This window comes from Flavobacterium sp. Leaf359 (assembly GCF_001423985.1).
GTDB lineage: Bacteria > Bacteroidota > Bacteroidia > Flavobacteriales > Flavobacteriaceae > Flavobacterium > Flavobacterium lindanitolerans.
Window position 1 is genome coordinate 301,229 of the sequence record NZ_LMPW01000011.1, and the last position, 18,826, is coordinate 320,054.

Consider the following 18,826-nt stretch of genomic DNA (forward strand, 5'->3'; position numbering starts at 1 on the left):
GCTTGATGTCGTGCTGTTGTTGATCGTAAGGTTCAGTGTTGCGGTGTTCGTGCATCCGGAAGCGTTAGTTGTAACATGAGTGTAGGTTCCGCTCGTTGTATATGTCGTTCCGTTTGCCGCCCAGGTATAACTGTCGCAAGCCGTTTCTGTAACGCTTGATGTCGTACTGTTATTGATCGTAAGGTTCAGGGTTACGGTATTCGGGCATCCGGAAGCGTTAGTCGTTACGTTGGTGTATGTTCCGCTCGTCGTGTAGGTCGTCCCGTTTTCGGCCCAGGTATAGCTGTCGCAAGCCGTTTCGGTAACGCTTGATGTTGTACTGTTGTTGATAGTCAAATGCAATTCATTACTGGTAACCGAATCGATATAGATTCCGCTTGTAGTATAAGTTATTCCAGTAGCTGCCCATGTATAGCTGTCACAGGCCGTTTCAGTTACAATCGTACTTCCCGGACAGGCAATCAATGTCGGCACCAGCAGTCGCGCCGTAAGCCCGTCACCCAATTGCGAGTAATTGTTATAGCCCCAAGTCCAGAATGAACCATCATTTTTTATAGCTGCACCAAATAGTGAGCTTGTACCTACTGAAATGGTATGCCAGTCATTTTGAGTACCAATTTGAGTAGGAACCAAAACATTCGCAGTGCTTGCCCCTTGGCCCAGTTGGTTGAATGTACCCTCTCCCCATGACCACATCGTACCGTCAGTTTTCTTGCCAATACTGAAGAAAAAACCTGCCTTAGCACTTTCCCAGTTAGTGTCAGTTCCAACTTGCGTAGGTGTATAGTTTCCAGCAGCAGTAGTACCGATGCCTAATTGGCCACGCCCGTTCGTTCCCCATGCCCAAAGTGTCCCATCCGTTTTTACGGCTAAGGCATGGTTTACACCACGGCTTACACTCTTCCAGTTGGTGGCTGTTCCAAGCTGAACAGGTGAAGTTTTGTCGGCGTCCGTTCCATCACCAACCAGAAAGCCTTCGCCCCAACCCCAAAGCGTACCATCAGTTTTTACAGCGATTGTGATATTGTTTCCTGCAGAAACACTCTTCCAACCCGTTCCAATAAGTCTGGGAGTGGACCTGTTGCTACGGCTACCGTCACCTAACTGCCCATGATCATTGAGCCCCCAGGCATACATGGTTCCATCATTTGTAATTGCCACCGTATGATCATATCCTGCAGCTACGCTAGACCAGATATTACTTGAAGATACTTGAGTTGGGGTGGTTCTGTTAGTAGTATTACCAAGCCCTAACTGCCCGCTGGAATTAAAACCCCATGTCCAGAGCGTCCCATCTGCTTTTATGGCTACTGTATGGAATTGCCCGCCTTCTATACTTTGCCAGTTTGAAGCAGTGCCGACCTGAGTTTTTACCGGAGTATTAGTAGTATTACCAATTCCCAATTGGCCATAGTTATTTCTACCCCAGGCCCAAAGCGTTCCGTCTGATTTGATTACAAAAGTACAGGAGGATCCTGCGCCGGCCTTTTGAACACATTGCGCTGACAACTGTAGGCTTAGTGATACTAATAAAATTGTAATTATTCTTTTCATATTTGTTATTGCGGGTTAATAAATTTTCGACGGCAAACATATAAAGCATTTTGTAGGTTCCAAAGAAACTCACAGAAAATATTATATACAAGTTTACTATTTCACATTTTCATTGAACATCTTTTAAACAGCCTGCACAAAGTATTGGCGTAATGTCGATATCGGTCAGATTGTAAATCGAAATCACAAATACGTTACAATGATAGTTCAAAAGCAAGAAAAAATCCGGAACAATGAACAAGTGCTAACTATAAGCGGATTACTGTAAACCATTACAGGATATTCGTTCTTTCAGAACGAGTTTAAAAACAAGAAAATCCAAATATTGTTATTTCAAACGGAGTACTTTTACTGTGTTAAAATAATCAATCGAAAAGTTTTTTTTGTGTAGTATTGTAAAAACGGTTATTGATGATGCGGCAAATACACTTCTACAACAGTGAAGATATATCGTGTTTGGGCATATAACTTGTTAGCACTGTATCGAACAATACCAAAACCAATGGAGTATAAAATAATAAAACCTTATAAAGATTTAAATCCTTTTATTCATTTTTACTGGGAATTAAAAGGAAACGAAGCCGAGCCTCAAAGAGAAAGGGTTTTCCCTGATGGCTGTGCCGGCATTCTAATAAATTTGGGAGATACTTGTTTGACGGATAACGGTTCAGTTTCTATGGAGTTTGGAAAAACCTATATAGTTGGTGCAATGAATTCCTTCAAAGATAGCTTTATTAACATTAACACTCATTTGTTAGGCGTTTGCCTGAAACCTGCAACTTTTGCTAATTTCTATAATTATGCTGACCAAAATGAGCTGACTAATGATACTGTTGAGTTTGAAAAACACAACTCATTTGATATTGATAAAATAGTTGACAACCCAATCCGCTACTTTGACCATTTCTATTCTGAAAGAGTAAAAAGTCAACACATCCAATTACAACCCGTTATTAATGACATACATCTGACAAATGGGCAAATAAGTATTTCCGAACTATCAAAAAAGAACTTTACAACCGTAAGGCAGCTTGAAAGGAATTTTAAAAAATACATCGGATTAACTCCAAAAGAATATTCCAATATTATTCGATTTCAGAATGCACTGCGTGTGATTAAAAATTCCAAACAAGACCGGAGCTTATTAGATATAGCCTTTGAATGTGGTTATTATGATCATTCACATCTTAGTAATGAAATTAGACGGAATACCGGACTTTGGCCATCACATCTGTAATTTGTCGCATTTTTACAAAGCATTATTGTTTGTCTAAAAATAAATTTGCAAAAACATTAAATGTATAACAGATGCGAAAAATATCACTTTTCATTGCAATGAGTTTAGATGGTTACATTGCAAAACCTAATGATGACCTCAGCTTTCTGAAACTTGTAGAAAAAGAGGGGGAGGATTATGGCTATTCGGAATTTGTATCAACAATTGACACAATAATTATTGGCAGAAAAACCTATGATTATGTATTAAAAGAAATCGGCCCATCCCATTACGATAACGGACAAAGAGATGTGTATGTCATTACAAGAACGGAACGTCCTCAGCTAGGCAGAACTATTTTCTATACGGGAAGTATTACCGACTTAGTTAAACAATTGAAATCCGAACAGGGAAAGAATATATATTGCGACGGTGGTGCTGAAATAATAAATGAGCTAATGAAGCATACTTTAATAGATGAATTCAAAATTTCAGTTATCCCTGTTTTATTAGGCACCGGAACGAGACTTTTCAAGGATGGAAGACCTGAACAAATACTTGAATTCGTGAAGGCAAAAACGTTTGATACAGGATTAACACAGTTGCATTACAAGAGTAAAAACAATAATGAATCCTAAAAAAACAGGCAGAACTCTTCGGTTGGGCTTTTATTTAAGCTGAACCTCTTAAAAAATCCACACCTTAAAAACCTACACACTTTTTTATTTTTTCACAATGTTCTGTTACATTTCAAAAGGAGCCTCGTCTTAATGCAAAAGAGTTTTAAAAAATCATATTTTTAAAATCAATCATCAAAAAACAGAACGACCTATGAAACTTTTGACTAGCTTATTTTTGGCAGCATTTTTTGCATTCAGCTCATTTGCACAATCCAGCTCACCAACATGGAACAAATTTCTTTCGGACTTGCAAAAAGCACAAGTCGAGTATAACAAACATTATCCCGCAAAGGAATACCAACAGGCAGCTACAGTTTTAAACACAGTTGCTACTTCATTAGACAATTTAAAATTAACTGAAAAAGAAAAGCAGGAATTCCAACCTACTATTAAAGATGTATATGCCAATGTTTACTATAATTTGGCTTGTTTACAATCGTTGTTAAATGAAAAAAAGCAGGCAATTACCAATTTTGAAAAAGCAATAGCCTGGGGTTATAAAGATTATCAGAATGCCCTAAATGATGCCGATTTAGCAAATATTCGTAAAGAGAAAAAGTTCATAAAGGCATTTAGCCAATTAAAACAATACGACAAGTTATTCCTGCTACAGCAATCCGGGAATTACATATCAGAAAATAAAAACTCTTTACCTGCCTTTAATTATCAGGCAGCAAATGACCGCAATCTAACAGAAGTGAAACGATATTTCAAGTTGGATTCCATAGCCGGAACAGGTGATGAAGTTTCAAAAATAATCAATATCATGTTGTTTGTTACCAACAGTATTAAATATGACGGTACCAATTGGGCACTATGTGAATTTGACGCTATTGATTTTTACAACTACCATAAGGCAACGGGTAAAGGAATCAATTGCAGACACAAGGCTATGACATTAAATGAAATGTATCTCGCAATGGGTTTTAAATCACGCTACGTAACCTGTATGCCAAAAGACGACACGGATACCGACTGCCATGTCATTAATAGTGTATATTCAGAAACGCTAAAAAAATGGCTTTGGATGGATGCTTCTCACGGGGCTTATGTCATGGACGAAAACAATAATCTGCTGAGTATTGAAGAAGTTAGGGAACGATTAAGAAACAATCAGTCCATGAAGTTAAATTCAGAAACGAAAGTCACCAAAATCTGGTATCTTGATAATTATATGGCCAAAAACCTATATTGGATTCAATGCACTAACAAAAGCCAGTTCAATACGGAAAGCCGATACAGACAAGCCGATGCCGATTTACAATATATTTCGCTCATCCCAACCGGTTTTGACAAAGACAGCAATAAGTATCTAAAAAATAATGTTATCACTCATGACCCTGCTTATTTTTGGAAATCACCTGAAATAAAAACCCAGCAGTAAAAAATTTGTGACAAGAATCAGGTTTTGAAAACTGATTACTACAAAAGGATAGTAACAAAACTACATTAGTTTTTTTACTTAAATAAAAAAACCGCAGTTATTAACTGCGGTTTTAAACAACCTTATACTATTTATTATTTTTTGATGCTATTGATAAAAGTCTGGAGAAGCGCATCAGTTTCTTCCAGAGTATTTCCGTTATTTTTTACAGAGCTTGAAATGATAAGAGTTAATTTTGGATTCGTTGGATGTTCCAGGATGTAAATAACAAAGTTCCCTTTTGGAGTCCATTTGGTCGCATTAATATGCTCACGTTCATCCGTACTGCTTTTAAATGCATAGCCTTTCATGCCATTGATAGTAACTGTTTCAAACAAATTCATCAGGTTACTATTCTTGACTTCTTTGTTGACACGATAGGAAAGTTTAGACAGCCTGTTTTTCGAATCCAGCAAATCGTTGATATGGTCCCAAGGCAATGTATATTTCTGGATATCATAATCCTTAAATGGTTTTTTATCATTCATCTGGTTATAATTCGCATAGAACGTTCCTGCATGGATAAAATCGTCTGCTACTTCTTTGGCGTTCAGCCCCGGATATTTATCACTATCAAGAGCAAAAGCAGTATACCATATTTTGTCTTTTTCAATGAGCCTATATCCAATCTCAGTCTCTTTTCTGCCTAACATCCCGTTTTGCTTGGTATCCATATCTCCCGCTATATTGGTCTTATCGATTGTCAGGTCGAGGAATGGCATAGTCACATTTTTTGCGTCCCAAATCGGCACGTTGAATGTCATAGGCTCTAACAATCTTACACTTTGCCCGTACTGTCTGTAACCTGTTTCTTCAGCAACATACAAGCCGATTTTTACCTGTATGGTTTTCTGAGCTTCTTGCCCAACGGCTGCCGACAATATCCAATCAAGCGTATTGCCATTGCTAAGAAAACCTCCTTCACCAAATACTTTATACTTAGTTGTTGGTGTGTTACTTTTAAAAAAATCTTCGATGGCAACATAGCCGTCTTTTTGAAGGAAAAAAGACTGGATATCTTTTTTATTTGCGTCAAGAAGCTGAACATAGAGTGCGCTTATTCCGGAAATAATGGTGACTTTTTTCTGATTCTTAAAACCAACCTGCAGCGATGCAAGATCTTTTTTGGAGACACTTGCTCCTTCTTTGATTGCCTTCCCGTTGATATAGGCAGAAAATTGCGCATAACTGGTAGCGCTCATAGCCAAAAACAGAACAAATAGAATTTTTTTCATTTTTAGATGTTTTATATTAAGCTTAAATAATCTCAAAAAAACCACAACCTTTCGGCTGTGGTTCACCAATGAATTAAGTAAGATGTTGTTGATTTATTTTTTAGGAACGAATTTCATCGTCGTATTATTTATCAATAACGACAAGCTTTCCGGACTAATTTCCCAAATAGTCCATTGAAACGGATCCAATGCGCCTTCAGGCATTACGTTTAGAGTTTTGTCCTCATCAGTAAGCGACCAGGTTCCCGTATAATTTTTGATTGTATTGGTATGGTCCATCATTTCAACGGTAACTTTCCCATCAGCACCAAGATTCAATTCACTTTTTCCTTTCATATCAGCCAGTACTTTTTCAAGCTGTGCTTTATATGCCTCCTTATCCTTTTCTGCATTAAGACCCACGTTGTAATTAATGTCATCTACCACCCAAACTTTTGTCAAAGTTTCTTTGACTGATGCCGGGGCTTTTGTCTCAACAGCTTCTGTAGCGGTGCTGTCTGTAGCAACCGTATCGTTTTCTTTAGTTTCTTTTGATCCGCAGGATACCGCTAGCGCAATGACCAGCCCAAACATTACATTTCTTAATTTCATAATTATAAAAATATTTAAACAGTTAGTTATTGATTTCGTTTAGCGTCCACTACGCAGACTTTCGGCATTCTTTTTCTTCGCAATCCAGAAAGCAAATAATGCTACAACAATAAGTGGGATTCCTGTTATTAGTGCCAATGTTCTTCTTGAAAATCCTGAATATTTCCCTCCATCAATGTCAGGCGAAATAAAATAAGTAGCCAGTAAAAGTAGAATAGATGCCACCAGCAAAGTCTTTGACGATTTCAAATTCGGACGAAAAAGGAATACTCCGAAAACGATTGACAACAACATAGAAGACCCGAACAATACTTGTACAATTGTAAAGGTAGATTCGGCCGGAAGTTTTTTAATATCCGATTCTGCTTCTGCTATCTGGCTTTCGATTTGTACTTTTGATTCGCCTGTCATGTTCTTGGCTTCTTCTTTCAATAAAGCAAGGGATTGCTGTGCCTCAGCAATTGCTGCCTGACTTTCACGAAGTTCAGTCTTATCGCGCTCAGCTCTCCAGATGGATGCAGCGCTTGCAAATAAAACAAGCAAAATGATAAAGACTCCTAAAATGCGTACTGTTGTTTTCATTTAAATTGATTTAGGTTGTAATAAAGTTAAGTTTGGCCGTTTCAGAAAACTTTATGTTCCTGAACCGCATTGCAATACTAAATCAAAAAGAAATGAAAATTCTGGCCGATGAACCTGCGTAGCTTTTTACAGGACTATCGTTTGGAATGAAAGAAGAAATGTTTTAAACGTAAGAAACTTACATATTTTCGAGCAGCAAAAGAAATTCTTCTTTTTTACGTACTGATAAAGGTATCGTAAGCTTGTTTTGCATTACGATTGTGTTCCCGCCATCCGACTTTATAAAATGGTCGAAATAGGCCATATTGACGAGGTGTGACTTGTGAGTACGGAAAAAATTATAAGGCACCAACATTGTTTCATATTCTTTGAGATTGGTAGAAACAATAAGTTTTGGAGCATTAATAAAATTAAAGGTAGTGTAGTTTTTATCGGCTTCGCAGCTAACGATATCCTGAATATTGACCGAATAGATTTTATCGGCAGTTTTGAGTATCAGTTTTTGAAGATTCTTTGGGCGTTCGATATTGGAAAACAGATTATTGAGTTTTGTATCGAAAATCTCTTTATTGAACGATTCCTGCGCTTTTTTTACAGCATCGACCAGTTCTGTAGCATCAAGCGGCTTCAGCAGGTAGTCAATAGCAGAAAAACGGAAAGCACGGATTGCAAAATCCTCATAGCCTGTAATAAAAATAACCTTAAATTGAATTGGTTTTAGTTTCTGGAGCAGATCAAAACCCGTTCCGTCGCTCATCTCAACATCAAGAAAAACAAGATCAGGTGAAGTGAGTTTTATTAATTTCACACCTGACTCTACTGAATCTGCCTGTCCGATTATTGAGATATTCGGACAATTTGATTTTATAATCGCAATATTTTCTTTTCTAATGCGCTCAATATCATCAATAACGACAGCTCGTATCATATAATTCTAGTTTTAGTAAATATAGGAATTTTTAAATGTTACTTATAAATCTAGTCAATTAAAATATACATTGGCAAGAAAATCCTATTCAAACGATTAACCTCAACTATTCAACGTTAATACCCAAAAAAGCAACGTTGCTTAATTTAATTATATTTTGACATTTCTTTCTTCTATATTTGAATCATCCGAAGATTTTTCAGAAAATGAATAACAACTGACCAAAAATAAAAAAATATTCATAATTATAACATTATTTTAAAAAAATGAATAAAACAGCACTCCTCCTTATTATGGCTTTAGTAAGCTTTACAATTACCAAAGCACAAACTATCGAATCCGGTAGCCGAAGCACCATTGGTTACATTAAAAGTGATGGAACTATTGAAAACAGCAGCCGCTCAACAGTTGGTTATATCAGAAGCGATGGCACTATTGAAAACAGTAGCCGGAGCACCATTGGTTACATTAAGAGTGATGGTACTATTGAAAACAAAAACCGATCTACAGTTGGTTATGTAAAGAGCGACGGAACCGTAGAAAACAGCAGCCGTTCCACTCTGGGCTATATCAAAGATGACGGAACGGTTGAGAATGCCAGCCGCAGCACTATTGGTTATGCCAAAGGAATAAAGAAAGAATGGGTGGCGGTTGTATATTTCTTTTTTAAGATATAACCATCGGCCTTATTTTCTTGCTCTTTACGAATAATACAAAAAGAAACAAACTATTAAAACATACTATAAAATGGGATTTTTTACAAAAAAAGAAAAAAAGGAAGAAACTGCTAAAAGCAACCTGTTACTGGCAATGCCAATGTTTAACAATGGAGAAAGATTTGATATCGACAAAGTAATAGCCTACCTCCAATCTGATTGGGGAATTGACGTAACGGATATCGATAAATCTGCAGAGGCAGCGAGTTTTTCTGTTGAGGGTGAAACAGTCGTTTTGGCAACAGTAGCAGCGCAAATACCCATGGGCGACATTCAAGGAACTGCACAGTATGCCTATAACTGGCCCACTGCGGTAAAAGATTTGGAGAATCACAATGTACACGGACTGGTAACCATATTATCAAGTAACACTACCGCTAAAGAACGTTTTGGAATTTTGACAAAAGTACTAACGGCCATTCTTGCAACAAGCAATTGTATTGGAGTATATCAGGGCACTCAATCCTTGCTTATCCCAAAAGCACAATATCTTGATAGTGCAGAAGCATTAAAATCAAATCAAATTCCTCTCGATTTGTGGATTTATATCGGTATTCGCAGAGGAGAACAGACGAATAGTGCCTATTCTTACGGATTGACCGCTTTTGACAAACTGGAAATGGAGTTTGTAAATGCTCCTCTTGGTTTAAGAGAATTGCACACCTTTTTAAGTCAGATTTGTGCTTATGTTATCAATAGCAATGTTACCTTTAAAAGCGGTGAAACATTAGGCTATACGGCTGAGCAGAAAATCAAAATAACACAATCGAAAGGAAAATTTGTAGAAGGAGAATCTTTCAAACTGGAATTGTAAAAAATTCTAATGCTATTATTCTCATTAACCAATAAAAAGTTATGGCAGATTTAAAAAGGGAAGAACTAAAGAAACTTTTGTCTCCTATCAATAAAGAATTAAGAATTCACGGCGGAAATGAAAATACCGTTAAAATTACAAAGTTAAAAGCAGCGCAAATTGACTTTTTATTGGAATTATTAAATGTTCATTTAGATGATTACAAAACTTTTGCACGGACAAAACTTGAAGAATTCCATGCAGAAGATATTAAAACGTTGGTTAATTATAAAATGCCTGTCAGTATACATAAAATCACGTTGCCCGAAAATGATGATGAAAATTCTACCTGGGAATTAATTATTGGCAGACTAAGATTTGGTTCTACAGAAATCATATTAGACCTGAAAAAATGGGAAATTATTGACGATACAGTGGTAGGTTAAATTAGTACGGAGGATATGAGTTTTCTAAATAAAATATTGAAACAAAAAATGAAAGACGACCAAAATTTCACAAATGAGCAATACGCTGAACATCATAATCTGAAGCTAAAATCAATAGAATCTGTTTTAGGGGTTTCGGCTGAGACTGTCGGTCATTCAATAATTCCATTTGGAACTATTGGTGATGTAACTGTCGGGGCTGTTGACATGTACTATTTCCCAAATCATATATCCGGTACAGGATTTACAACCATGCAGTTAATCAACCCTGACGGAAATGGTCCTAAAAATAAAAAAGGCACGTATGAATTAATCGCTTTTACGAAGCAAACTTATAATAATCCGGAGCAGGAACCACCCACAGAATTCAATCAAATTGAAAGACGCATTTGTGACACTTTTACGCAGATTGCCGGCGTGGCCTCTAAAAAGGAATTTAATCCTTTAGAAATATGCCAGTTAAAAGACAATGATGGTAAAAACAAATACATCATTTTTGATCTTTACAAAGAGTTCAAAATTGGAAAGCAAAAGCATCATTTATTGTTATGCATTGAAATTTTTGAAGAAGAATTGGCTACAGTAGAAATGTTTGGACACAAAGGTTTTGTAAACATGTTAAAAATGATCAATATTTATCCTTATAGTGATGTGGACAGAAATTGGGTGGGAGTCAGATAATTAAGAAACATGATTTATGATTTATGATTTATGATTTATGATTTATGATTTATGATTTATGATTTATTTAAAAAAAATACTCTGGTACAATATGTTTGACCTTGAAGGCAGAGGAAAAGAAATTAAACTTGCTAAAAAAGGAACTTCCATGATACTTGCAGGAACAGTCCTGATATTCATTATTGATTACTCCTTATGGAATTTAGATTTTATAGCCGATAGTCTTTCAGATACTTCATTTGAAACCATGACTCTATTGGGTTCAAAATTTATAGGTAAAACAGTAGGGCTTCTGTCAATTGGCTTGTTTTATCTGTTGATTTTTGGAATGATGAACAGAAAAAGTTTTTTTGAACAAACATTGCAAGAGTACGAAGCCATGTCTTTGGTAGAAAAAGAGGAAGTAGCACAAAAGGGAAAATACCTAATCGTAATACCGTTTGCTCTGGCTTTGTTGTTGTTATTTTATATTATGCTTTTTAGATTGGACTAACTCAAAATTAACGACTGAAAATTTATAGGTCAATTCACTTAAAAAAGACCGATTTTCTTAAAGCATTAACAACAAAAACCCCGATACATCTATCGGGGTTAAAATTATTCTTGATTTTTCTTTATAGTATATGAAAAGTACTATTAATCATTTATTTTTTTGTGTTTAAATGCCCATATTCTAAGAAGTTGAAAACATAAACTCTTTATTGGTGTTCATTGCGAGAAACAATGTCCATGAACGAATTAATCTTATAAATACGTTTTACCAAAAATTAATAAAAATCTATGTAACTTATGACTTTGGTTTTACAATAATTGGATCTGGAGGAGGTGGAGGCGGAATAGGAATATTGCCGTCATCAGAAGCATATGAAGTTATTACACCTTTTTCATCTGTAGCTTCATTATCACAAGACATGAAGACTCCACCCAGCAGTATAAAAGTTGCTAACAAAACTATTTTTTTCATTTTCCTTGTAATTAAAGTTAGATCTTTGATTCAACTACTAATACGTAGATATTTAACACTAAAAACAAATATAGGAAAACACAAGCTTCTTTACGCATGGAAAATCCTTTTTATATTTTCAGAATACTATTTTGGGAACTTAGGCTTAGGAAAATGTTATCCAATTTGTGTTAGTAGAGCTAGTTCTTCAGCAAAATCCTTATCCCAACCAATGCCAAACAAATTGCCAATACTTTAATAATATTTGTTCCTTTAACCCTATGCGAAAAATAGGCTCCCAATTGCGCACCTGGAATTACTCCTGCTGCAAGACAGACTACCATTTTTAATACTTCAGGATTGTTATAGGTACCATTAATGGCATGGACTATAACCGTAACCGTTGACATTACTGCCAGAATAAAATGCGAAGTAGCGGTTGCGATATACACCGGGAAATGCAGCCAATTGACCATAGCCGGCACATGGATTATTCCACCGCCTATACCTAAAAGGGGCGACATATAGCCTACTATAATACTGATGATAATACCATTGCGCTGATTATAGCTGTATTGATAAACGGTGCCCATCTTATCAACCAGCTTGCGGTGTTTTAGTCCTTTTTGCTGACTGCCGTCTTCCTGTACCTGTCTTTTTTCTGATTGCTTTTTAAAGAAAAGGAATACCGATAACGCAAGAAGCAAGACCCCGAAAATAATATTAAAAGATTCTTTTGGGATATACTGCACCGTAAACACACCCAATATAGAGCCCGGAACCGTAAACAGCGCAAAAACAACACCTGCCTTGTAATCAATTTTTCCTGATTTTGCATAGGCCGCCGACCCTGAAATGGCATTTGCAGCCACTACAGCCATAGAAATAGCCGTAACTGTTTCGGGAGGCAAATCAGGATAAAACAATAACAAAAGCGGGACTAATATAAAACCACCACCCGCACCAATCAGCGTTCCACATGTTCCAATGATAAAACCGGCCAATACTAAAAGAAAAAACTCCAAACTAAAAAAGTATTAATTAGTATTCCAAAGATACATACAAAGTCCTTGTTTTTTGGTGTAAATTATTTCAGTATTCTTATTCCGCTTAATTATTTATATTAGTAACCTTTAAATCATTTCCATGAAAATTTTCAACACCCTGTTTATCATTATTATAATAGCCTCCGTATTTTTTAGCTGTAGCCGAAAACACTCCCAAAAAACAAACGTTCCAATTTCTGAAAATACTTTTAAACAAGACAGTCTGGCTTTTGAATTGTGCAAAATGTATGGCTTTGACCAGGGTATCAGGACCAACAAACTGAATTTTAACAAAAGGGAATTAATGCCTAAAATTGACTCTGTAAATTTTTCCAATATGGTTGATTTTATTATTGAGAATGGTTACCCTACAGAAGAATTAGTAGGTGAAAGAAACATGAAACATGAATGCGTTGAAGCTGCTGTTGCTGCAATTTTACTGCATAACCCACACAGGCTTGTAAACGAAAAGGTATATTTTGATTTATTTCTAAAGGAAGTCAATAAGGGAAATATTGACAATGCTTTTTTTGCTTCGGTTTTAGACAAGTATTACTGGTTAAACAGTCCTAACAAAAAGCAAAGGAGAGTTTTTTATGGTTCACAGTTTGGAAAACCCTGTATTCAAACTAAAGAAGCGACCAACACCGCAAGAATTGAAATTGGCTTAAAACCATTGAATGACGATGAATTCATAGATTGCGGGCAAGAGGAATTGAATATGCCGAAAAAGAGGTATTAACAGAACAAAAATACTGGTATAGATGTATATTTAACCACTTAACAAAAACTAAATCAATCAAATGAAAAAACTATTACTATTAGCCATGATTTTTATCTGGCAAAATAATTTTGCTTAGGTTTTAATATATACCGCAAAAAAGGAATTTATTCCGGCTGAAATCAGATTGGCCAATGACGAAATTATTTCAGGTTATATCAAAGAATTCAATGTCCCGAATGCCATTGAATTTACAGACTTCTCGTTTAATTTCAATCTTGAGTCCGAACTGCGTCTGGACCGTACGAAGTTCAACTTTAAGAAAACTCCGGATGGCGCTTCTGAAAAGATAGAGTTAAACAACATCAAATCCATTACTTTAAAAGGTGAGGATACGATTACCTATGAAAAATTAAAACTAAAAACAATCAACTCTAAACTGGAAGTCGTTGATCTGAAAAGGGAAATAATGGCTCCGCTTATTAAAAAAGGAAAAATCAATGTGTATGGATTGAGAGTATATGAATGTGGTCATGGGTGCTCTTTAATGTGGATATTGGCTTATATAAAGAAGCCTAATGATGAATTTGCCTATATTCCCGTTGATTATAACCGATTAAACCTATTTAACCTGGGAAAAATTGATGATAAGTTTTTTAAAGCCTTTGAGGAAGTTGGTAAGGATTGCCCGGAATTCCTGAGCTATCTGGAAACGAGAAAAACCCAATTTAATGATAAGGCTTACAAAAAAGAACTGTTAGCCGCCCGCAAACAATTTGATAAGGACAAAAATGAAAAATTGAAACAGGCAGATAAACGTGAAAGAAGAAAAATGGAAGATCAAATGGATACGGATTATTATTTGAAATTCTATTTGGATGAGATTGACGCCTATTCTTCAAGATGCCAATAATTACTACAATAAAAAAACGCTTCGGAAAACCGAAGCGTTTTTTTATTTTTTATCTGTGGCAATCACAAACTTTAAATTGTTTTTGACACCAATCTGGAGCAGGTCTACTAAATCCTGTACCTGCAGGTTATAAGGAATTCTAACAATTACGGTTTGGTCTCTGGCATCACCCATTTTTGTCAGCAATGCCGCTTCCAATTCATTAAAAGGAACATTCTGCTTATCGACATAATATTGTTTTTCTTCAGAAACCGACAGCGTAATGTGCTGTTTGTTCGTCTTGTCATTCTGCTGCGTTTTAGGCAGTGTCATCTTGATTACGTTCGGGTTTGCGAGTGTTGAGATAATAAGGAAAAACAACAGCAAAAAGAACATAATATCACTCAAGGAAGAAGTAGCTACTTCCGCGTGAAATCTTCTATTTCGTTTTAGAGCCATCGTTAGGTCTTTGGATTATACTTACAAATTCCAAAATCTGTTTTTGGACATTCAAAGAAAAATTATCAATCATCCCGTTAAATAAGTGGTAGCCTGCATAAGCGATAATACCTACAACAAGTCCGGCACCACTACTAATCATCTTTTCATACAAACCTCCGGAAATGTTCCCGATACTGATATCTTCTGTTTGCGAAATACTGTAAAAAATCTTGATAACTCCGGAAATTGTTCCAACGAAACCTAAAGTAGGTGCAATACCGGCAATAAGCCCCAAATGCCCCATTCTTTTTTCCATTTCTCCAATTTCGATATTGGCAGCTCTTTCCATATTGGATTCGATTTCAGAAATAGGTCTTCCAATAGTCAGGATTCCTTCTCTTAGAACATTGCCGGAAGCCGTGTTTGATCTTTCTGCCAATGATAAAGCTGCATTTATATTTCCGGAATTCAACTGTATAGCAATATCCTTAATCAAGTGCGAATCCTGCTTCGTTGCTTTTTTAATGGAAAGGTATCTTTCAAAAATCAGGTAGATGGTATAAAAAAGAAGAATTACAATCGGGATCAAAAATGCTCCTCCTTTCATCAGGAAGCTAAACAGGTTCATTTCTTCATTTTTGGCGATTCCCTCAATTACTGTATTCGTTGAAGCTTTTGCAATGGTATCAGTCTGCAGTAAAATTGTTGAAAATATCATAAATATAATACAGGGATTTGGTTATTTAATTTATAAAGCCGTTTGTTGCTTCAGACAAAAATAAGTTTTTTATTTAGTTTTAAAAGTATAACGGCAGTTTTTAGAATATAGTATTTTGCAGTCGCTGCCAATTCCGGGAATCCTACAATAATTCCAGCGTTCTTTCTAAGGCCATGCCTCTGGAACCTTTAATGAGCAATGTCTTATTTTCTATTTTTTCAGCTTTAAATGCCCGGGCAAATTCATCATAGGTTTTAAAGAAATGCAGATTTTCCGTATCGTTTTTATTTTCGTAAAAATCTTTCCCTACAAAATAAGTCTGTACCTCTTTCTCATGCTTTAGCAAAGCCACAATATGTTTGTGTTCGCGCAGGCTTTCTTCCCCCAATTCAAACATATCTCCCAAAACAGCAACCTTATTTTCCTTGTCCAACTGCAGAAAATTTTTGATAGCCACTTCCATACTGCTGGGGTTTGCATTGTAGGCATCCAGAATAATTTCATTTGAGTTTTTCAGCAACAGTTGCGAACGGTTGTTTTCCGGAACATAGCTTTCAATAGCCTCCTTTATTTCATCATCAGAAATCTTGAAATACCTTCCAATAGTTATGGCTGCATTAATGTTATTGGCATTATACAACCCTATCAGATGCGATTTGATTTTGATACCGTCAAACTCGATGGCAACAAAAGGATTGGCTTCAATCTTATTGATAAATACCGATGCATTTTTATCGGTATGGCTAAATGTGATACGAAGATTTTTGGCCGTTTTTTCTTTCTGTATTGCGTCGTCAAGATTTACAAAAACATATTTGTTGTGTTCTGAAAGAAACGCATACATCTCGCTTTTTCCTTTGATAACTCCTTCTACTCCGCCAAAACCTTCCAGGTGAGCTTTCCCAAAATTGGTAATATATCCAAAATCAGGCGTAGCGATATTGCATAAGAATTCTATCTCTTTCTGATGGTTGGCACCCATTTCTACAATTCCTATTTCGGTATCTGAAGTAAGGGAAAGCAATGTGAGCGGCACTCCAATATGATTATTCAGATTGCCAACAGTAGCTCTTGTATGGTAACGCTTTGAAAGCACTACATTGATTAATTCTTTGGTAGTCGTTTTTCCGTTACTTCCGGTTAATGCCAAAATTGGCAATCCCAGATATTCCCTGTGAAACTTTGCCACTTCCTGCAATGTTTCAAGCGTATTGGCAACCAAAATTGTCTTTTCGTCAATATAATAATCTTTATTGTCTATAATTACATACAAAGCTCCCTTATTCAGTGCTTCCTGAGCAAAAGTATTGGCATCAAAATGTTCTCCTCTGATAGCGAAGAACATGGAGCCTTCCTCAATTTTTCTGGTATCGATTGAAACTGAAGTACATCTTAAAAACAGGTCGTGTATTTCTTTAATTTCCATGCTGTGCGGTTTAAAAAAACAAAAGCCCTAAAAGGGCTTTTGTAAAATTGTTATAGAAAATTAATTTCTTGCTTTTTTCTTTTTGTCAGACTTAGGACCTACTCTTGACATCGCACATCTGAATCCGATGTAATCTGTAGCCATATCCTGAGGGAAGTATCTTCTCTGAGCAGGGTCTAACCAGTAAGCTCTGTCTCTCCAGGAACCACCTTTGTAAACTCTTACGTTATCATCGATCAAAGTTGTTCTTTTTGAAGACTTGTCATATCTCCTCACCATGTTACCTAAACTGTCTGTTGTAACATTGTGCTTTGGAGAATCGTACATTCTTTTTGAATCGTCTATTTTCTCTCCTTCTTCAGAGTTTCCGAAGTCATAGTATCTTGTAGACTGCTTGTCACCATCTCTGTAGTTTCTGTTGTCAGACTTATCAAAGTTTTGTCTTAGGTAAGTTTCTTTTTCGTCAACAGGAACCTGAGCAATTTGTCCAGGGAAATTTCTTGCGATAATTTTACCGTTAGCTAAAGTATCATAAGCAATGTTATCACCTGTAACGATTTCAGCTTTTCCATCTTCACCAATTTTGTTCTTCATGTAGATGTTACCTCTGTAGTAGTTGAAGTCGTTAGCCTCATCGTCAACGATTGGTCTGTAAACGTCAGCAACCCATTCTGCAACGTTACCTGCCATATCATACAATCCGAAATCGTTTGGTGGATAGTATTTTACTACGTTAGTGATATCAGCACCGTCATCAGACCATCCGGCGATTCCGCCGTAATCTCCTTTACCTTGTTTGAAGTTAGCCAATTGGTCACCTCTAACTTGTCTTTTTCCGGAACGGGTGTAGTTCCCTTTCCATGGATATTTCTTCTGACCTCTGTAAAGGTTATATTCTCTGTTACCTACATCAGCTGCTGCTGCATATTCCCACTCTGCTTCTGTTGGAAGTCTGTACTCAGGTAGTATGATACCTGAAGTTCTTTGAGCATATACGTTTTTAGCATCTTCTTTAGCGGCAAGTCTTCCTCTTTGTCCTTTCAAGACAATTTCTTCGTTACCACCGTAAGTTTTTGTAGGAGCATTAAGGTAAGTTTCTGTACTGAAAGTGTTATCACCTTTTGCATCTAATACTTTTGCATCTCTTTTCAGGTAGCCTTCTCTTTCAAGAACACCTTCGTTTACACGGTCTGTTCTCCACTTGCTGAATTCAACAGCCTGAATCCAGTTTACACCAACTACAGGATAGTTAGCATAAGCAGGGTGTCTTAAATAGTTGTTGGTCATTGTTTCGTTATAACCTAATCTATTTCTCCAAACTAATGTATCAGGAAGAGCTCCTTCGTAAATATTTTTATAATTTTCATCTTCCGGGTCGAAAACTCTTTTCAACCAGTCAAGATATTCCATATACATAAGATTGGTTACCTCAGTCTCATCCATATAGAAAGACTGAACGTGCTGCTGATTAGGTGTATTGTTCCAATCATGCATTACATCGTCCTGAACTTTACCCATAGTGAACGTTCCTCCTTCAACCAAAACCAATCCCGGAGCAGTTTCCTGCTTCTTAAACTTAGAATTGTATTGGAATCCGCCTTTTTTGTCATTGATTTTCCAACCAGTGGCAGAGGAAGCGTTTTTTGAACTGGATTTTTTGCTACAACTAGTAAAACCCATAACTAATGCCAAGGAGAGCATCAGCTTCAAAGCCATAATTTTGTTTACTTTCATACTTTCAGTAGGTAATAAATTTCGAGCCGCAATATAATAATTAACCATTAAACTGCAACA

At 36.3% G+C, this 18,826-nt stretch carries 21 protein-coding genes; 10 read left to right on the forward strand and 11 right to left on the reverse strand.

Going from position 1 to position 18,826, the window contains the following annotated elements:
- Positions 1 to 1,554 (reverse strand): RCC1 domain-containing protein (locus tag ASG38_RS08220; RefSeq protein ID WP_369814309.1); only part of this gene is annotated, 1,554 nt, incomplete at its 3' end.
- 502 nt (positions 1,555 to 2,056) lie between these two features.
- Between ASG38_RS08220 and ASG38_RS08225 the strand changes: the two genes are divergently transcribed.
- From ASG38_RS08225 to ASG38_RS08235, 3 genes are all read left to right on the forward strand, one after another.
- Positions 2,057 to 2,791, forward strand: a complete 735-nt coding sequence (locus ASG38_RS08225; RefSeq protein WP_056068998.1) for a helix-turn-helix transcriptional regulator — start codon at positions 2,057 to 2,059, stop codon at positions 2,789 to 2,791.
- Between the two features lie 71 nt (positions 2,792 to 2,862).
- A complete protein-coding gene (locus ASG38_RS08230) occupies positions 2,863 to 3,408 on the forward strand; it encodes a dihydrofolate reductase family protein (RefSeq protein WP_056069000.1) in 546 nt (181 codons plus the stop codon).
- 193 nt (positions 3,409 to 3,601) lie between these two features.
- A complete protein-coding gene (locus ASG38_RS08235; RefSeq protein ID WP_056069003.1) occupies positions 3,602 to 4,834 on the forward strand; it encodes a transglutaminase-like domain-containing protein in 1,233 nt (410 codons plus the stop codon).
- Positions 4,835 to 4,968: 134 nt separating this feature from the next.
- Here ASG38_RS08235 and ASG38_RS08240 read toward each other — a convergent pair whose 3' ends face one another.
- The 4 genes from ASG38_RS08240 to ASG38_RS08255 all read right to left on the reverse strand — a co-directional run bounded on the left by ASG38_RS08240 (position 4,969) and on the right by ASG38_RS08255 (position 8,209).
- Positions 4,969 to 6,108, reverse strand: a complete 1,140-nt coding sequence (locus tag ASG38_RS08240; protein WP_056069006.1) for a hypothetical protein — start codon at positions 6,106 to 6,108, stop codon at positions 4,969 to 4,971.
- Positions 6,109 to 6,201: 93 nt separating this feature from the next.
- The gene (locus ASG38_RS08245; RefSeq protein WP_056069009.1) at positions 6,202 to 6,699 is read right to left on the reverse strand and encodes a hypothetical protein; all 498 of its coding nucleotides are present in this window, start codon (positions 6,697 to 6,699) and stop codon (positions 6,202 to 6,204) included.
- Between the two features lie 39 nt (positions 6,700 to 6,738).
- A complete protein-coding gene (locus tag ASG38_RS08250) occupies positions 6,739 to 7,281 on the reverse strand; it encodes a hypothetical protein (protein ID WP_056069012.1) in 543 nt (180 codons plus the stop codon).
- Positions 7,282 to 7,459: 178 nt separating this feature from the next.
- Positions 7,460 to 8,209, reverse strand: a complete 750-nt coding sequence (locus tag ASG38_RS08255; protein ID WP_056069015.1) for a LytTR family DNA-binding domain-containing protein — start codon at positions 8,207 to 8,209, stop codon at positions 7,460 to 7,462.
- A 266-nt stretch (positions 8,210 to 8,475) separates the two neighbouring features.
- Between ASG38_RS08255 and ASG38_RS08260 the strand changes: the two genes are divergently transcribed.
- The 5 genes from ASG38_RS08260 (at position 8,476) to ASG38_RS08280 (ending at position 11,338) form a co-directional block, all read left to right on the forward strand.
- Positions 8,476 to 8,886 carry a 5-fold beta-flower protein gene (locus ASG38_RS08260; RefSeq protein WP_056069018.1) on the forward strand — a complete coding sequence of 137 codons (411 nt, stop codon included), beginning with the start codon at positions 8,476 to 8,478 and terminating at the stop codon, positions 8,884 to 8,886.
- A gap of 70 nt (positions 8,887 to 8,956) precedes the next feature.
- Entirely contained in the window at positions 8,957 to 9,739 is a 783-nt protein-coding gene (locus ASG38_RS08265) for a DUF4261 domain-containing protein (RefSeq protein ID WP_056069021.1), read from the forward strand.
- A 41-nt stretch (positions 9,740 to 9,780) separates the two neighbouring features.
- The gene (locus tag ASG38_RS08270) at positions 9,781 to 10,164 is read left to right on the forward strand and encodes a hypothetical protein (protein ID WP_056069024.1); all 384 of its coding nucleotides are present in this window, start codon (positions 9,781 to 9,783) and stop codon (positions 10,162 to 10,164) included.
- 48 nt (positions 10,165 to 10,212) lie between these two features.
- Positions 10,213 to 10,845 carry a hypothetical protein gene (locus ASG38_RS08275; RefSeq protein ID WP_056069027.1) on the forward strand — a complete coding sequence of 211 codons (633 nt, stop codon included), beginning with the start codon at positions 10,213 to 10,215 and terminating at the stop codon, positions 10,843 to 10,845.
- Positions 10,846 to 10,936: 91 nt separating this feature from the next.
- Positions 10,937 to 11,338 (forward strand): hypothetical protein, encoded by a 402-nt coding sequence (locus ASG38_RS08280; protein ID WP_157486108.1) that lies wholly within the window; start codon positions 10,937 to 10,939, stop codon positions 11,336 to 11,338.
- A 294-nt stretch (positions 11,339 to 11,632) separates the two neighbouring features.
- Here the strand turns inward: ASG38_RS08280 and ASG38_RS17665 are convergent, their stop codons facing one another.
- Together ASG38_RS17665 and ASG38_RS08285 are read right to left on the reverse strand one after the other, a co-directional pair.
- The gene (locus tag ASG38_RS17665; RefSeq protein WP_157486110.1) at positions 11,633 to 11,809 is read right to left on the reverse strand and encodes a hypothetical protein; all 177 of its coding nucleotides are present in this window, start codon (positions 11,807 to 11,809) and stop codon (positions 11,633 to 11,635) included.
- A gap of 179 nt (positions 11,810 to 11,988) precedes the next feature.
- Complete coding sequence (locus tag ASG38_RS08285; RefSeq protein ID WP_056069033.1) at positions 11,989 to 12,813, reverse strand: sulfite exporter TauE/SafE family protein; 825 nt, start codon at positions 12,811 to 12,813, stop codon at positions 11,989 to 11,991.
- 121 nt (positions 12,814 to 12,934) lie between these two features.
- Here ASG38_RS08285 and ASG38_RS08290 point away from each other — a divergent pair, with 121 nt between their 5' ends.
- Positions 12,935 to 13,576 carry a hypothetical protein gene (locus tag ASG38_RS08290; RefSeq protein ID WP_056069036.1) on the forward strand — a complete coding sequence of 214 codons (642 nt, stop codon included), beginning with the start codon at positions 12,935 to 12,937 and terminating at the stop codon, positions 13,574 to 13,576.
- Positions 13,577 to 13,742: 166 nt separating this feature from the next.
- On the forward strand, positions 13,743 to 14,468 hold the full coding sequence (locus ASG38_RS08295; RefSeq protein WP_056069039.1) for a hypothetical protein: 726 nt from the start codon (positions 13,743 to 13,745) through the stop codon (positions 14,466 to 14,468).
- A gap of 42 nt (positions 14,469 to 14,510) precedes the next feature.
- Here ASG38_RS08295 and ASG38_RS08300 read toward each other — a convergent pair whose 3' ends face one another.
- The 4 genes from ASG38_RS08300 to gldJ all read right to left on the reverse strand — a co-directional run bounded on the left by ASG38_RS08300 (position 14,511) and on the right by gldJ (position 18,766).
- Positions 14,511 to 14,906 carry a biopolymer transporter ExbD gene (locus ASG38_RS08300; protein WP_056069041.1) on the reverse strand — a complete coding sequence of 132 codons (396 nt, stop codon included), beginning with the start codon at positions 14,904 to 14,906 and terminating at the stop codon, positions 14,511 to 14,513.
- Complete coding sequence (locus ASG38_RS08305; protein ID WP_056069110.1) at positions 14,887 to 15,603, reverse strand: MotA/TolQ/ExbB proton channel family protein; 717 nt, start codon at positions 15,601 to 15,603, stop codon at positions 14,887 to 14,889. The genes ASG38_RS08300 and ASG38_RS08305 overlap by 20 nt, the downstream gene beginning before the upstream one ends.
- Before the next feature lie 145 nt (positions 15,604 to 15,748).
- On the reverse strand, positions 15,749 to 17,032 hold the full coding sequence (gene murF / locus ASG38_RS08310) for a UDP-N-acetylmuramoyl-tripeptide--D-alanyl-D-alanine ligase (RefSeq protein ID WP_056069044.1): 1,284 nt from the start codon (positions 17,030 to 17,032) through the stop codon (positions 15,749 to 15,751).
- Between the two features lie 60 nt (positions 17,033 to 17,092).
- Positions 17,093 to 18,766, reverse strand: coding sequence for a gliding motility lipoprotein GldJ (gene gldJ / locus ASG38_RS08315; RefSeq protein WP_056069113.1), 1,674 nt, complete (start codon positions 18,764 to 18,766; stop codon positions 17,093 to 17,095).
- Between the last annotated feature and the right edge of the window lie 60 nt (positions 18,767 to 18,826).